The following is a 14,980-nucleotide window of genomic DNA, read 5'->3' as shown; positions in this document are numbered from 1 at the left end:
CTACTCTTTAAACACCTTTTCCGGCAGTGTGTGCAGCTCTCCGTCTGCGATTTCCGCGACGCGATACAGCGCCAGAAGCTTCCCGGCACGGCTTTCGATCCGCACGAGCGACCCGACCTCAGCTCCCGGAATCGGGCGTTTGATAGTCAACTCTCTCCCGTTGTTGACACGCCGCTCCAACACTTCCGGAATCATGTTTTGCGGCAGATGCGGAAGCGCCGCCTGCATCGGCAGCAGCACTCCCTCAATCGTTCCATTTTTCACATGCTCTTCCAAAGCTTCGAACGACAGCGCTTGCGACAGGTCGAACGGCCCCGATTTGGTGCGCAAAAGATCCGACATATGCGCCGGCACGCCCAGCTTCTGCCCCAGATCGTGGCAGAGCGTCCGCACGTACGTGCCTTTGGAACATTCCACATAAAAACGCACCTTGGGCCTTGGCAGGTCTAGCTGCAGCTCTTCGATCTCCAGCTTGTAGATCGTCACTTCGCGCGGCGGGATCTCCACCTCTTCCCCTTTGCGAGCCAAGTCGTACGCCCGCTTGCCGTCGATCTTGATCGCCGAAAACGCGGGCGGCCGCTGAAGGATCGGACCGAGAAACGATGTAAGCGCCTCGCGAACGTCCGCTTCGGTCAGACGGACATCATCGACCGTCGCAACCGGTTCGCCGGAAGCATCTTGCGTCGTGGTTGAGAAACCGAACGTCACCTCACCACGATATGCTTTGGACTGGTCGAGCAGATACTCGGCAACGCGAGTCGCCATGCCGATGCAGATCGGCAGGACGCCTTGCACGTCCGGGTCGAGCGTGCCGGTGTGGCCGATCTTTTTGATGCCCAAGATCCGCCGTGCTTTGCCGACTACCTGATGGGAAGTCATTCCCGCCGGCTTGTTGATGACGAGAATTCCGTTCATTTGGCTCCTGCCTCCGTATTTGCAAAGCTTGCGGCGACCGCTTCTTTCACGCGGTCCAGCACCTGGCTTTTCACCGTCTCCACATCGCCGTCGACCGTGCAGCCGGCAGCGCGGGCATGACCGCCGCCGCCAAATTCCAGCGCGATGGCCCCGACATCGACGACATACTTCGAACGGAAGCTGACTTTGACTTTGCCGGGGAGCCCTTCGCGAAAGGAGATGCCGACTTCTACGCCTTCGACGTTGCGCGGGTAGTTGACCAGCCCTTCCACGTCTTCCTCACAGCCGCCAGCCGTTTCCAGCATGTCGCGAGTGATCGTCACCCAGGCGATGCGCCCGCTGTCATCGCGGCCCAGCGTGTCGAGGGCGGCGCGGATCAGCAGCACCTGCGGCCAGGTCATCGTCTCCATCACGCGGTCGACGATGTTGTACGGCGAGACGCCTGCAGTCAGCAGGTTCGCTGCGATCAGCAGCACTTCTTCTGTAGTATTCGAATAGCGGAAACCGCCCGTGTCGGTGACCAAACCTGTGTAGAGGCAGGTCGCCGTATCCAGATCGAGCTCCATGCCGAGCTGCTGCGCGATCTTGAAGACGATCTGGCAGGTTGCTGCTGCGTCGAGGTCGACGAGATTCTCCGTGCCGAAGCGGTCGTTGGTCACATGGTGGTCCACATTCAGCAGGTTGGCACCCTCGGCGACTAACTGACCGGAACGTCCGAGGCGCTTGCGGTCCCCGCAGTCAAAGGAGATCACATTGTGAAATGTCCCTTCGACCTCCTCCGGCAGTTGGAAGCGGTCGGCCAGCGGCAGGAACTTGAACTTGTCAGGAATCGGATCATCGTTGACCAAGGTCACCGTTTTCCCGAGCTGGTGCAGAAGATGTGCAGCGCCGAGTACAGAACCAAGAGCGTCCCCGTCCGGTCTCTCATGGACGAGGAGCAGCAGGTTGTCATGACTCTGAAAAAAGTCGGCAGCCGTCTTATATTCTGGATTCAGTTTCAGGTTGAGACTCATCCTGCTTTTCACCTTCTTTGATATCCCGCAGGACTTTGCCGATGCGAGTGGAGTAATCAAGCGAAGTGTCCAATTTGAAGTGCAATTCCGGCGTGCGGCGCAGGCGAACACGGCGTCCGACCTCGGCGCGGATGAATCCCGCCGCCTTTTGCAAAGCTTCCATCGTGCCTTTGCGCTGCTCTTCATCGCCGAGAACCGACACGTATACGGTCGCATGCTGCAGGTCGCCCGATGCTTCTACTTCGGTGATCGTCACGAATCCGACGCGCGGGTCTTTGACCTCGGTGCGCACGATGTCGACGATTTCTTTCTTGATCTGTTCTCCCACACGGCTGACTCTGAGTTTTGCCATGAATGGTCACCTCATCTTGTTAGAGTGTGAACAGCCTTTGTATACATGACGGAGTTGCGCCCCGCAGATGCCGAAGCGTGCTGCGGCATCTGCGAAACCCAACTCCTGTCGTCATTATACGATCTTAATTTGCTCCATCTGGAAGGCTTCAATGATGTCGCCTTCTTTGAGGTCATTGAACTTCTCGATGGTCACGCCGCATTCAAAGCCGGTCGCCACTTCTTTGGCATCGTCTTTGAATCGCTTGAGCGAATCGAACGCGCCTTCGAAGATGACGATGCCGTCACGGATGACGCGCAGTTCGGCGTTGCGAACGAGCTTGCCGTCGGTGACATAGCAGCCGGCGATGGTGCCGACCTTAGATACTTTGAAGGTCTGGCGCACTTCGGCACGGCCGAGCACAACTTCTTTGAATTCCGGATCGAGCATCCCTTTGAGAGCTGCTTCGACCTCTTCGATCGCGTTGTAGATGACGCGATAGAGGCGAACATCAACCTTTTCGGATTCGCCCATCTTCTCCGCCTGCGGCTGCGGGCGGACGTTGAAGCCGATGACGATCGCGTTGGATGCGGTCGCAAGGATGATGTCAGACTCGTTGATCGCGCCGACGCCTTGGTGCACGACGCGAACTCGTACGCCTTCGACGTCGATCTTTTCCAGCGAGCCGCGCAGCGCTTCCACAGAGCCTTGCACGTCCGCTTTCAAGATGACGTTGAGTTCCTTGATCTCGCCTTCTTTGATCTGCTTAAACAGATCGTCCAGCGTGACGCGGGAGCTCGCGCCGATCGCTTCCTGGCGGGCCTTAGAGACGCGCTTGTCGACGAGCTTGCTCGCCTTGCGCTCATCATCGTAGACGACAAACGGGTCGCCTGCGCTCGGCACGTCGGAGAGACCGAGGATTTCCACCGGCATCGCCGGGCCTGCTTCTTTGATGCGGCGGCCGCGATCGTTGACCATCGCGCGCACTTTCCCATAGGTGGTGCCCGCTACGACGACATCGCCGACGCGCAGGGTGCCGTTTTGCACGAGCACGGTCGCAACCGGACCGCGGCCTTTGTCCAGCTCCGCCTCGATGACAGTACCGCGCGGGCGGCCATCCGGATTGGCCTTCAGCTCTTGCACTTCTGCGACCAGCAGGACCATTTCCAAGATGTCTTCCAGACCGTCACGCTTCAGTGCGGACACCGGCACGAAGATCGTGTCGCCGCCCCACTCTTCCGCGACCAGACCGTATTCGGTCAGCTCTTGCTTCACGCGGTCCGGATTGGCGTTCTCTTTGTCCATCTTGTTGACGGCAACGATGATCGGCACGTTCGCAGCTTTCGCGTGGTTGATCGCTTCGACCGTCTGCGGCATGACGCCGTCATCGGCTGCCACGACGAGAATGGTGATGTCGGTGACTTGCGCACCGCGCGCACGCATCGTGGTGAACGCAGCGTGGCCCGGGGTGTCGAGGAAGGTGATCTTCTTGCCTTTGATCTCCACTTGGTACGCACCGATGTGCTGGGTGATGCCGCCTGCCTCCGATGCGGTGACGTTCGTGGAACGAATCGCATCGAGCAGCGTGGTTTTCCCGTGGTCGACGTGCCCCATGATCGTGACGATCGGGGAGCGTTCGCTGAGCTCTTCCGGGTTCTCTTCTTCGACGAGCATGTCGACCGCTTCTTCATCGACCGGCTCTTTCACTTCGACTTCGATGCCGTAGTCTTCGGCGACCAGCGTCATCGCATCGACTTCGATCTCGTTGTTGATCGTCGCCATGATGCCGAGGAAGAGCAGCTTTTTGATGATCTCAGACGGCTCGCGCTTGACCAGCTTGGCGAAGTCCTTGACGGTCAGCGGATCCATCAGTTCGATTTTCGTCGGCAATTCCGGCTGTTTCGGCGCTGCCGGGCGATGTCCGCCCTGCTGGTTGCCGCCGCGTCCGCCGCCGCGGTTGTTGTTGTTCCCGCCACGGTTGTTTTGATTGCCGCCGCGATTGTTGTTGTTTCCGCCGCGGTTGTTGTTGCTCGGGCCGCGGTTGCCGCCTTGGCCACCCGGACGATTGCCGCCTTGGCCGCCCGGACGATTACCGCCCTGACCGCCCGGACGGTTACCGCCCTGACCACCCGGACGGTTGCCGCCGGTGTTGCTCGGGCGGTTGCCGGCGCTTTGGCCGCCGGTGCTCGGCTTCGCGCCGGCCGGCTTGTTCGGAATCGGTTTCTTCGGAATGCGCTCATTGCGCGGCTGGGAAGCCACGCGGTCATCTACGATGTTATCGTAGTCTTTATCGTTCTCAGATTTCGCCTGAGGAGACTGTTGCGACGGGGTCCCTTTCGAATTCTCATTTGCCATATATCCCTGATTTCTCCGTTCTCCATTTTGTTTTGAGGACGTATCCCCTTTTTGTGGTACTGCTTTCGCTTTCACATCTTTGAAATGCTGTTCCACTTTGTTGATCATCTCCTGATCCATGACGCTCATGTGGTTGGTAACTGGCACATTCACGCGGTTTAGGATTGTAATGATCTCTTTGGATGACATATTTTGCTGTTTTGCGTATTCATAGATCCGCAGTTTGCTCAATGTGCTTCACCCCCGATGTTTTCCCCAGTCAATTGCAGAATCCGGTGTGCGAAGCCGCGGTCTGTGAGCACGAGGATGGCGTTTTGCGCCTTCCCGACCGCGTGGCCAAGGCTTTCTTTTGTGCCAAGCTCCACCAGGGGTACCCCGTAGTGCTTGCACTTGTCAGCATACTTCTTCTTGGCATTCCCACCCGTATCACCTGCAACGACGGCCAGGGCTGCTTTACCGGAACGCACACTGGACATACACGCGTCGTTTCCTGCTGTCAGAGCTCCTGCCCGCATCGCCAGTCCCAAAAGGTTGTAGATCTTCCCATCATTCATCAGGGCCCACCTCATCCACCAGAGACAGCTCTCTGGCCAAGGTGTCGTAGATCTCCTCAGATACTGACGTTTTCAGCGAGCGCTCCAGCGCTTTTTTCTTGCGTGCCGGCGTTAAGCATTCTGCCTTGCGGCAGATGTAGGCTCCCCGGCCGGCCTTCTTGCCGGTCGGGTCAAGCGCTACCGTACTCTCTGCTTGGTTGTAGACGATGCGAATCAATTCGCGCTTCTGCTTCATCTCCTGACAACCAACGCACTTGCGAAGAGGGATCTTTTTCTGCAAGGCGGATCCCCTCCTTTTCCCTAGTCGCGTACTTCTTCGGCGTCCGCAGCTTCTGCGTGGTAGTTCTCATCCGCAAATTCTTCGTGATCGGAAGAAGCTGCATGCTGCGGGAGCACATCGCCGTCTTCGCCCGCCTGCGATTCGCTCTTGATGTCGATCTTCCAGTTGGTGAGCTTGGCGGCGAGGCGCGCGTTTTGGCCTTCCTTGCCGATCGCGAGCGAGAGTTGATAGTCGGGCACGACCACGCGCGCGACCTTGTTCTCTTCATCGGTCTCGACGGAGACGACCTTCGAAGGAGACAGGGCGTTGGCCACGAGTTCCTTCGGATCTTCACTCCACTTGACGATGTCGATCTTCTCGCCTTTCAGCTCATTGACGATCGCCTGCACGCGCAAGCCGCGCGGACCGACGCAAGAGCCGACCGGATCGACTTCCGGGTTGCGGGAGAACACGGCGATCTTGGAGCGGTAACCCGCTTCGCGAGCGACCGATTTCAGTTCGACCACACCTTCGTAAATCTCCGGTACTTCCAGCTCAAACAGGCGCTTGAGCAGGCCCGGATGGGTGCGGGAGAGCATGATCTGCGGACCTTTTGTCGTCTTCTCGACCTTGGTGATGTAAGCTTTCACGCGGTCGTTATGCGTAAATTTTTCGGTCGGCATCACTTCGGTCAGCGGAAGCACCGCTTCCACCTTGCCGAGGTCCACGTAATAAAAACGGTTGTCCTGACGTTGTACGATACCGGTGACGATGTCATACTCGCGGTCAACAAACGTATTGTAGATCATGCCGCGCTCCGCTTCACGGATGCGCTGGGTGACAACTTGCTTCGCCGTCTGCGCCGCGATGCGGCCGAAATCGCGCGGTGTGACTTCGATCTCGGCGATGTCGCCGATCTGGAAGCCCGGGTCGATCTGCTCGGCGGCGTCCAGCGAAATCTCGAGGCGTGGATCGGTCGGCTCTTCGACGACCGTCTTGCGCGCGTAGACTTTTACCAGGCCGGTGTGGCGGTTGACGTCGACGCGCACGTTCTGCGCGGAGTTAAAGTTGCGCTTGTAACCAGAGATGAGCGCAGCTTCGATCGCTTCGATCAAAAGGTCTTTGGAAATGCCTTTTTCGCGTTCGATCTGCTCTAAAGCATCAATAAACTCTGTATTCATAGAATGGTCTCTCCTCCTTTCGAGAATGGCCGTTTAGAAAGCGACGGCCAGGCGCGCCGACGCGACCGCTTCCAATTTGAGCGTCTTTGCCGACTTCGCCTCTTTAACGGTCAGGTTCTCACCGTCATACGCTTCCAGCACACCCTCGAACGTTTTCTGTCCATCAATCGGTTCGTACGTAGTTATGTATACATGTTTGCCAACCGCCCGTTCATAATCGGCAGGCTTTTTCAGAGGCCGTTCCGCACCAGGACTGGAGACTTCCAAGAAGTAGCTGGTCGGAATCGGATCGACTTCATCCAGCATGTCGGACAATTTTTCGCTAACACGGCCGCAGTCGTCAATGTCTACGCCCTCCGGCTTGTCGATAAATACGCGAAGGAACCAGTTGGCGCCTTCCTTTTTATACTCAACGTCGACAAGTTCGAGACCTTCACCCTCGACGATGGGGGTTGCGAGTTCTTCTACGATTTCTGTAACTTTACGCTTCGTCATGCTATCCCTCCTTCAGAATGAGAGCAGATGTCGTGTGTGGGAATAGTATTTCCAAAGTATGCACCTCGCGAAACACCCAGATAAACCGAAAGAGTGGGTTTCCCCACTCTTGTCGATGACAGTATTCCACATCATAGCCATACAAATTATAGCATGAACGACTTTCCCACGCAAGACTAAAACAGGGAGAGCTGGTTGCTCTCTGGCATCCCCTGCAGGCAGCCGTGCGCTTCGAGCAGCTCTATCACCGTTTTGGAAACGCGGGATTTCTCCTGCAGATCTTGAATCGACAGGAACTCGCCCTGCTTCGCCGCTTCGGCGACCGACTTGGCGGCCGATTCGCCGCAGCCGGCCAGCGCACCAAACGGCGGGCGCAGGCCGTTTTCTTCTTTGACGACCTGGAACTTCGTCGCGTCCGACTTGTAAAGGTCGAGCGGCAGGAATTTGTAGCCCCGCGCGGTCATCTCGCAGGCCATCTCCAGCACCGTGTGCAGCGCTTTTTCTTTCGGAGCTGCCTGGAAGCCTTTTGCTTCGATCTCTTCGATCTTGGCGACGATCGCGTCGTAGCCTTTGCCCATCACTTCGAGATCGAAGTCATCGGCGCGGACGGAGAAGTAGGTTGCATAAAATTCCAGCGGATAGTGGACCTTAAAGTAGGCGATCCGCACCGCCATCAGCACATACGCGGTCGCGTGCGCCTTCGGGAACATGTACTTGATCTGCTTGCAGGACCAGATGTACCAGTCCGGCACTTTGTGCTTCTTCATCTCTTCTTCCATCTCCGGCGTCAGGCCTTTCCCTTTCCGCACGCTCTCCATGATCTTGAAGGCGAAGGAAGGTTCGAGGCCGGCGTAGATCAGGTAGACCATGATGTCGTCGCGGCAGCCGATGACGTCTTTCAGCTTGCAGACACCTTTTTGGATCAGCGACTGCGCGTTGTTCAGCCAGACGTCCGTCCCATGCGACAGTCCGGAGATCTGCAGAAGCTCCGAGAACGTGCTCGGCTTGGTGTCCTCGAGCATCTGGCGCACGAACTTCGTTCCGAACTCCGGGATGCCGTACGTGCCCGTCTTCGAGCGGATCTTTTGCGGTGTGACCGGGTTGTCCGGCTCGATCGTCAAGGCTTCCGTGCCGGCGAACAAAGACATCACCAACGGATCGTCGGTCGGTATCTTCTTCGGGTCGAGTCCGGTCAAGTCTTGGAGCATGCGGATGACGGTCGGGTCATCGTGCCCCAGAATATCGAGCTTGAGCAGGTTGTCATGGATGGAATGGAAGTCGAAGTGCGACGTTTTCCACTCCGCGTTCTTATCGTCGGCCGGGAACTGGATCGGGCTGAAATCGTACACGTCCATGTAGTCCGGCACGACGAGAATCCCGCCCGGATGCTGGCCGGTCGTACGCTTGATGCCGGTACAGCCCTGCACCATCCGCGCCATCTCGGCGTTGCGCAGATTCCAGCCCTTTTCTTCCGCGTATTTCTTCACGTAGCCAAATGCCGTCTTTTCCGCGACGGTTGCGATCGTCCCGGCACGGTATACGTAATCCTCCCCGAACAGCACCTTGGTGTAGGCATGCGCCCGCGCCTGGTAATCCCCGGAGAAGTTCAAATCGATATCAGGAACCTTGTCCCCTTTAAACCCAAGGAACGTTTCGAACGGAATGTCATGGCCGTCTTTTTCCAGCGTCTGTCCACACTTCGGGCAGTCTTTGTCCGGCAGGTCGAAGCCGGAGCCGACCGAACCGTCGGCGATAAATTCGCTGTACTGGCAGGACGGGCAGCGATAGTGCGGCGGCAGCGGGTTGACTTCGGTGATGTCAGACATCGTCGCCACGAACGACGAGCCGACAGACCCCCGCGACCCGACGAGATAGCCGTCGTCGAGCGACTTCTTGACGATCTTGTGCGAAATGAGATAAATGACGGCAAATCCGTGCTTGATGATCGACGTCAGCTCTTTTTCCAAGCGCTCTTCAACGATCGTCGGCAACTGGTCACCGTAGAGACGGCGCGCTTTTTCATAGCACATGTTGCGCATCTCGTCTTCGGCGCCTTCGATCTTCGGCGTGTAGAGCTGATCTGGCACCGGCGACACGTCTTCGATCATGTCGGCGACAAGGTTGGTGTTGGTGACGACCACTTCTTCCGCCAGCTCCGGTCCAAGGTACTCGAACGCTTCGAGCATCTCATCGGTGCTCATGAAATGCAGCGGCGGCTGATCTCCGGCGTTGGAATCGTTCGTCGCCTGCAGGAACACGTCGCGGTAGATCGCATCTTCCGGGTTGAGGAAGTGGACGTCGCCTGTCGCCACGACCGGCTTGCCGAGCTCTTTGCCGACGCGGATGATCATGCGCTGGTATTCTTTGACCGACTCCAGCGTGGAGATCGATTCGTTGCGCAGGAGCGGTTTGTAGTGCAGAAGCGGCTGGATCTCCAGGTAGTCGTAATATTCGGCGACACCCTTCAGCTCGTCTTCCGTCTTCCCGCGCAGGATGGAGTCGAACACTTCCCCCTGCTGGCAGGCCGAGCCGATCAGCAGGCCTTCGCGGTATTTGGTGAGCAGGCTGCGCGGCACGCGCGGCACGCGGAAGAAATATTTGGTGTGCGACTCGGAGACGATCTTGTACAGGTTCTTCAGACCGGTCTTGTTCTGCACGAGGATCGTGGCGTGGAACGGACGGATGCGGCTGTAATCGACCTGACCGTCGTTCTGGTTCAGTTGCGCCAAGGTCGCGTAGCCTTTTTCCTCGAGGTCTTTCAGCATGAACTGGTAGATCTTCGCCAGCGCCACCGTGTCGTCGAGCGCGCGGTGAGCGTTGACCAGATCGACTTCGAACTTTTTCGCCAAGGTGCCGAGGCGATAGTTCTTCTCATGCGGATAGATCTTGCGGGCCAGCGACAAAGTGTCGAGCGCGACGTTGTTCCACCGCTCCATGCCGATGCGCTTAGCGCTCGCTTTCAGGAAGCCGAGGTCAAACTCCGCATTGTGCGCCACCAGCACGCCGTCGCCGACAAACGCGCGGAAGTCGGGCAGCACTTCATGCAGCTTGCGTTTGCCTTTGACCATGTCGTTCGTGATGCGGGTCAGTTCGGTGATCTTCGCGGAGATCGGCACTTCCGGGTCGATCAGTTCCGTCCACTCTTCGATGATCTCCAGACCCTTCATCTTCACGGCTGCGATCTCGATGATCGTGTTTTCCGCCGCGTTCAGACCGGTGGTCTCTGTGTCGAACACGATCCATTCGGTGTTGGCGTCGATCGTGATGTCGGTGCCGTCTTTTAATTGGTGGACGATCGCCGCCCCGTCATCGACGACGTATGCTTCGAGACCGAGCAGGCACTTCATGTTGTTTTTCTTTGCGACGCTGTACGCTTCCGGGAACGACTGCACGACGCCGTGGTCGGTGACGGCGATCGCCGTGTGGCCCCATTTGGCCGCCTGGCCGTACAGGTCTTTGACCGGAACCACGCCGTCCAACGAGGACATCGGCGTGTGCAGATGCAGTTCGACCCGCTTTTTCTCCGCCGTGTCTTTGCGGGACGGCTTGGGCTGTTCAGACAAGTCCTGCACCATCAGCACGAGCTCTTTGGCGAAGGTGTCAAACTGCACCGTGCCCCGCACCTTCAGATACATCCCGTCTTTCAGCAGCTTGAGCACGTCCAGTTGCTTGTCCCCTTTGGAGAAGGTCTTGCAGGAGATCGAGTCGGTGTTGTCGGTGATGTTAAAGGTGAACAAGGTGCGGCCCGAGGCCAGTTCGCGCGTTTCCACGGAGAAGATCCGGCCGAGCACCGTCACGCGGCGCATCTCATCTTGGATCTCCTTCAGGCGGGTCGGCTCGTCGTCGATCGGATGGCCGAGCTCGACCTTCTCCGGCGCCGCGCCGTCGCCTTTGGAACCTTTCATCGCTTCTTGGCGCTTCTCTTCTTCGGCCGCCACCGCCGCCTTTTGTCCCTCGATGCGGTCTTGCTCTTCGACCAGGGAACGGAAGTTCTCAAACGCTTCGGTGCGCTTGCTCTCATCGGTGTACAGCTGCACGATCAGCGGCAGGCTCAAGTGGTCTTTCAGCCAGTTCGCCAAACGCTCGTCATACTGCTTCTGCTTCACGCGGTTGACGATGACATCCGACGTGACCGGCACGCGGATCGAACGCTCATCGAGCAGCAGCCGGGCCGCTTCTTTGAGCTCTCCCTTTAAGGACAGATCCTCGCCGAGCACCTGATCGACCGCCAGCGCCCAATAATCGCGGACACACTCCAGCACATCGGTCTCTTCCGAAGCGTATTCAAAGCGCAGGTTCGCCTGTGCCGCCACATCGGCAAAATACGCTTGGAACGCACCTTGCACCCGCGCGTAGGCTGCGACGGGAATGCGGCTTTGCAGCTTGATCTTGGCGGTGACGGTGCGGTCTTTTTTATTGACGACCGCCCGTCCCTCAAATTGTCCGCGGGCAAGCTCTGCGATCACCTGTTCTTCCTGAATCCCCAAACGTTCGCAAAAAAAAGAGAGACTTTGCCCATTCATATCCACAAGACTCATAATGGGAAAACCCCCTCGATTATTTGAATGATACTTATTAAGTAGCAACTCTAGCGTATCAGGACGCGCATGATGTCCCAGTACATTCGCATCCGCGCCATGAAGCCGGGCACCAGGCCCAATTTCTCCTCTTTCATCCGATGGGTCAGCTCACTGAGCGGCACTTCGGCCACCTTCAGCCCCGCGTGGCGGACATGGCGGGTGAGCGCCACTTCCACGCCGTAGCGGGCGTCTTCCAACATCGGCAAAGATTCGAGCACTTCACGCCGCAAGACGCGCTGACCGGACAGATTCGGCGCCACTCGCTGCGCCCAGTCGGTGGCAAAACGTCCCGTGCCAAACAGGCCGAGCGACATCGCCGCGTCTCCATGAACCACAGGTTCGATCAGACTTCGCAAGTGTTCCTCACGAAGTCCGATCAAATCTGCATCGAGCAGCATGATATAGGGGTGCTGTGCAAATTGGACACCCGCCCAGATCGCGGCACCTTTGCCGCGGTTGTGATCAAAACGGATCGATTCGACCGGATACTGTTTGATTTTATCATAAGTTCCGTCGACCGAACCGTCATCGATCACAACTATTTGTTGGAAATCGGGCATCGTGACGACCACATCGAGCACAGCTTCGATGTTCTCCGCTTCGTTATAGGCCGGGATAATCAAGGTAAGCAAGGTCTCACTCCTCATTCAAAAGAGCACCCTGTCTCCTCTCCCTTGTTCCCTCGTGCCGGGCGGTGAGGCGATTACTGGCCAAGCACCATGCCCATGATCTCTTCGTACGCCTGCTCGATCGACACTTCGGTCGTCTCGCCGGTCTTGCGCACTTTAAACTCGACGATGCCTTCGCCCGCGCGCTTGCCGACGGTGACGCGCAGCGGGATGCCGATCAGGTCGGAGTCCTTGAACTTCACGCCCGGACGCTCGTCGCGGTCGTCGATCAGCACGTCGACGCCTTGCGCCTGCAGGCGGCGGTAGAGGTTTTCCGCGATCGCAGTCTGCTCTTCGTCCTTGACGTTGACCGGGATCACATGCACATGATACGGCGCGACGGAGACCGGCCAGATGATGCCGCCTTCGTCGTTGTTCTGCTCAATGATCGCAGCGAGGCAGCGCGAGATCCCGATGCCGTAGCAGCCCATGATGATGTCTTGGGACTTCTGGTTCTCATCGAGATAGGTAGCGCCGATCTTCGAGGAGTATTTCGTCCCCAGCTTGAAGATGTGACCGCACTCGATGCCGCGATGGAATTCCAGCGTACCGTCGCCGCAATTCGGGCACTTGTCGCCTTCGACCACGTTGCGGATGTCTGCTACAGTGTCCGGCGTGAAATCGCGGCCGACGACGACGTTTTGCAGGTGGTAGTCCGCTTCGTTCGCGCCGGTCACACCGCTTGCGACCTTGGCAGCCGACTTGTCGACGATGATCTTGACGCCTTTCAGGCCGACCGGACCGATAAAGCCGACCGGAGCGCCCAGGGTGCGCAGGATCGTGGTGTCGTTCGCCAGCTCCAGCGTCGTCGCCGCGACGAGGTCTTTCAGTTTCGCTTCATTGACATCGTGGTCGCCGCGCACGACCGCCACCACCGGCTCGCCGTCTGCGAGATAGACGAGAGTCTTCAGGAAGACGGATGCCTCGAGACCAAGCGCCGCGACCAGCTGTTCGATCGTCTTGGTGCCCGGCGTGTGCAGCTTGGCAAACGCCGGAGCGTCTGCAGTCGGCTCCAGGCCGGCAGCCGGTACGTCGGCCGCTTCCGCCTTCTCGAGGTTGGCTGCGTAGTCGCAGTGCGAGCAGACGGCGATCGTGTCTTCGCCGACGGCAGCCATCGCCATGAACTCATGGTTCTCGCCTTCGCCGCCGATCGCGCCAGAATTGGCTTCGACCGGACGGAAGAACAGGCCAAGACGGGAGAAGATGTTGCTGTAGGCGGTGTACATCGTCTTGTAGGTGACATCGAGGTCATCCCAGGACGTGTGGAACGAATAAGCGTCTTTCATGACGAACTCGCGGGCACGCATGACGCCAAAGCGCGGGCGGCGCTCATCCCGGTATTTGGTCTGGATCTGGAACAAGTTGACCGGGAGCTTCTTGTAGGAGGAGATCTCCTGCTTCACCAGCGTGGTGATGACTTCCTCATGGGTCGGACCGAGGACAAAGTCGCGGTCATGCCGGTCTTTCAGGCGCACGAGCTCCGGGCCGTAATCGTCCCAACGGCCGGTCTGATGCCACAGCTCAGCCGGCTGAAGCGCGGAGAACAGCAGTTCCTGCGCGCCTGCGCGCTCCATCTCTTCGCGAACGATGCGCTCCACCTTTTTCAGGACGCGATAGCCCAGTGGCAGATATGTATAGATCCCCGAGGCGAGCTGGCGAATGAGACCTGCGCGCAGCATCAGCCTGTGGCTGGTAATTTCCGCTTCTTTCGGCACTTCCCGCAGCGTGGGAAGGATCATCTTGTTCTGACGCATCTTGAGTTCCTCCAAATCTTATATTACATGATTCTTTATTGTAAGGTATTTCGTACCAAAACACAAAGCGAATCTGGCATTCAAAAATCCCCAGACAAAAGTCTGGGGACTGTGAATTATTTCGCGGTGATGCCACCATCACAGACGATGGCGCTGCCCGTCATCGAAGACGATTCATCCGAAGCGAGGAACAGATTGACATCGGCGATCTCCTCGGGTTGAATCACCCGGCCGATCGGCTGCACATCGTCGATCATCGCTTCCAGCACGCCGCGCCCGCCAAACAGGTCGTGGTGCGCGTCGTTGATCGTCGTGTCCACCCAGCCCGGGCAGACGCAGTTGACGCGGATGTTGTCTTTGGCAAAGTCGAGCGCCATCTGCTTGGTCAGCATCAGGATGCCGCCTTTAGATGCGACATACGCGGACAGGAGCGGTTCAGCGACCATGGAGTTGGCCGATCCGGTGTTGATGATCGAGCCGCCGCCCGCCTTTTTGATTTCCGGGATGCCGTATTTCGCGGTCAGAAACATCGACTTGACGTTCACTTCAAACGTGCGGTCCCAGATCGCTTCGTCCAGATCGACCACCGAGCCCGGAATGTTGATCCCGGCGACGTTGCAGATGATGTGCAATGCGCCAAAGCGCTCCACCGCAAAGGCGATCAGCTGCTGCACCTCTGCCGATTTGGAGATGTCGGCGCGAAAGAACTCGGCCCTGCCGCCCCCGTCGCGAATTTCCTGCGCCACTAAAGCGCCGGTTTCCAGCACATCGGTCAGCACGACGCTTGCGCCTTCCTGTGCATAGCGGCGCGCTGTCGCAGCGCCGATCCCTTGTGCGGCTCCTGTGACGATTGCGATTTTGTTGTTCAGTCTCAT

At 58.1% G+C, this 14,980-nt stretch carries 12 protein-coding genes; all 12 read right to left on the bottom strand.

Annotated features, from left to right (window positions below; all coding sequences use genetic code 11):
- Positions 1 to 915, bottom strand: coding sequence for a tRNA pseudouridine(55) synthase TruB (gene truB, locus EV586_RS00360; protein WP_132943109.1), 915 nt, complete (start codon positions 913 to 915; stop codon positions 1 to 3).
- Positions 912 to 1,928, bottom strand: a complete 1,017-nt coding sequence (locus tag EV586_RS00355) for a DHH family phosphoesterase (protein WP_132943108.1) — start codon at positions 1,926 to 1,928, stop codon at positions 912 to 914. The genes truB and EV586_RS00355 overlap by 4 nt, the downstream gene beginning before the upstream one ends.
- On the bottom strand, positions 1,894 to 2,280 hold the full coding sequence (rbfA, locus tag EV586_RS00350) for a 30S ribosome-binding factor RbfA (protein WP_132943107.1): 387 nt from the start codon (positions 2,278 to 2,280) through the stop codon (positions 1,894 to 1,896). Before rbfA ends, EV586_RS00355 begins: the two co-directional genes overlap by 35 nt.
- Positions 2,281 to 2,394: 114 nt before the next feature.
- Positions 2,395 to 4,845, bottom strand: coding sequence for a translation initiation factor IF-2 (gene infB, locus EV586_RS00345; protein WP_132943106.1), 2,451 nt, complete (start codon positions 4,843 to 4,845; stop codon positions 2,395 to 2,397).
- Positions 4,842 to 5,168: a L7Ae/L30e/S12e/Gadd45 family ribosomal protein gene (locus tag EV586_RS00340; protein WP_132943105.1), complete on the bottom strand. Its 327-nt coding sequence runs from the start codon at positions 5,166 to 5,168 to the stop codon at positions 4,842 to 4,844. The genes infB and EV586_RS00340 overlap by 4 nt, the downstream gene beginning before the upstream one ends.
- Positions 5,161 to 5,448, bottom strand: coding sequence for an RNase P modulator RnpM (gene rnpM, locus EV586_RS00335; protein ID WP_132943104.1), 288 nt, complete (start codon positions 5,446 to 5,448; stop codon positions 5,161 to 5,163). The genes EV586_RS00340 and rnpM overlap by 8 nt, the downstream gene beginning before the upstream one ends.
- Before the next feature lie 20 nt (positions 5,449 to 5,468).
- On the bottom strand, positions 5,469 to 6,608 hold the full coding sequence (gene nusA, locus EV586_RS00330; RefSeq protein WP_132943103.1) for a transcription termination factor NusA: 1,140 nt from the start codon (positions 6,606 to 6,608) through the stop codon (positions 5,469 to 5,471).
- 33 nt (positions 6,609 to 6,641) lie between these two features.
- Positions 6,642 to 7,103, bottom strand: a complete 462-nt coding sequence (gene rimP / locus EV586_RS00325) for a ribosome maturation factor RimP (protein WP_132943102.1) — start codon at positions 7,101 to 7,103, stop codon at positions 6,642 to 6,644.
- Positions 7,104 to 7,279: 176 nt separating this feature from the next.
- The gene (locus EV586_RS00320; protein ID WP_132943101.1) at positions 7,280 to 11,641 is read right to left on the bottom strand and encodes a PolC-type DNA polymerase III; all 4,362 of its coding nucleotides are present in this window, start codon (positions 11,639 to 11,641) and stop codon (positions 7,280 to 7,282) included.
- Between the two features lie 50 nt (positions 11,642 to 11,691).
- Positions 11,692 to 12,315, bottom strand: a complete 624-nt coding sequence (locus EV586_RS00315) for a glycosyltransferase family 2 protein (RefSeq protein WP_132943100.1) — start codon at positions 12,313 to 12,315, stop codon at positions 11,692 to 11,694.
- Positions 12,316 to 12,386: 71 nt separating this feature from the next.
- The gene (locus EV586_RS00310) at positions 12,387 to 14,105 is read right to left on the bottom strand and encodes a proline--tRNA ligase (RefSeq protein ID WP_132943099.1); all 1,719 of its coding nucleotides are present in this window, start codon (positions 14,103 to 14,105) and stop codon (positions 12,387 to 12,389) included.
- A gap of 116 nt (positions 14,106 to 14,221) precedes the next feature.
- Positions 14,222 to 14,980, bottom strand: a complete 759-nt coding sequence (locus EV586_RS00305; RefSeq protein ID WP_132943098.1) for an SDR family NAD(P)-dependent oxidoreductase — start codon at positions 14,978 to 14,980, stop codon at positions 14,222 to 14,224.

The sequence above is a fragment of the Tumebacillus sp. BK434 genome, assembly GCF_004340785.1.
Classification (GTDB): domain Bacteria; phylum Bacillota; class Bacilli; order Tumebacillales; family Tumebacillaceae; genus Tumebacillus_A.
The sequence above is the reverse complement of the archived record's forward strand: the minus strand, read 5'-3'. Positions and strand labels throughout refer to the sequence as shown.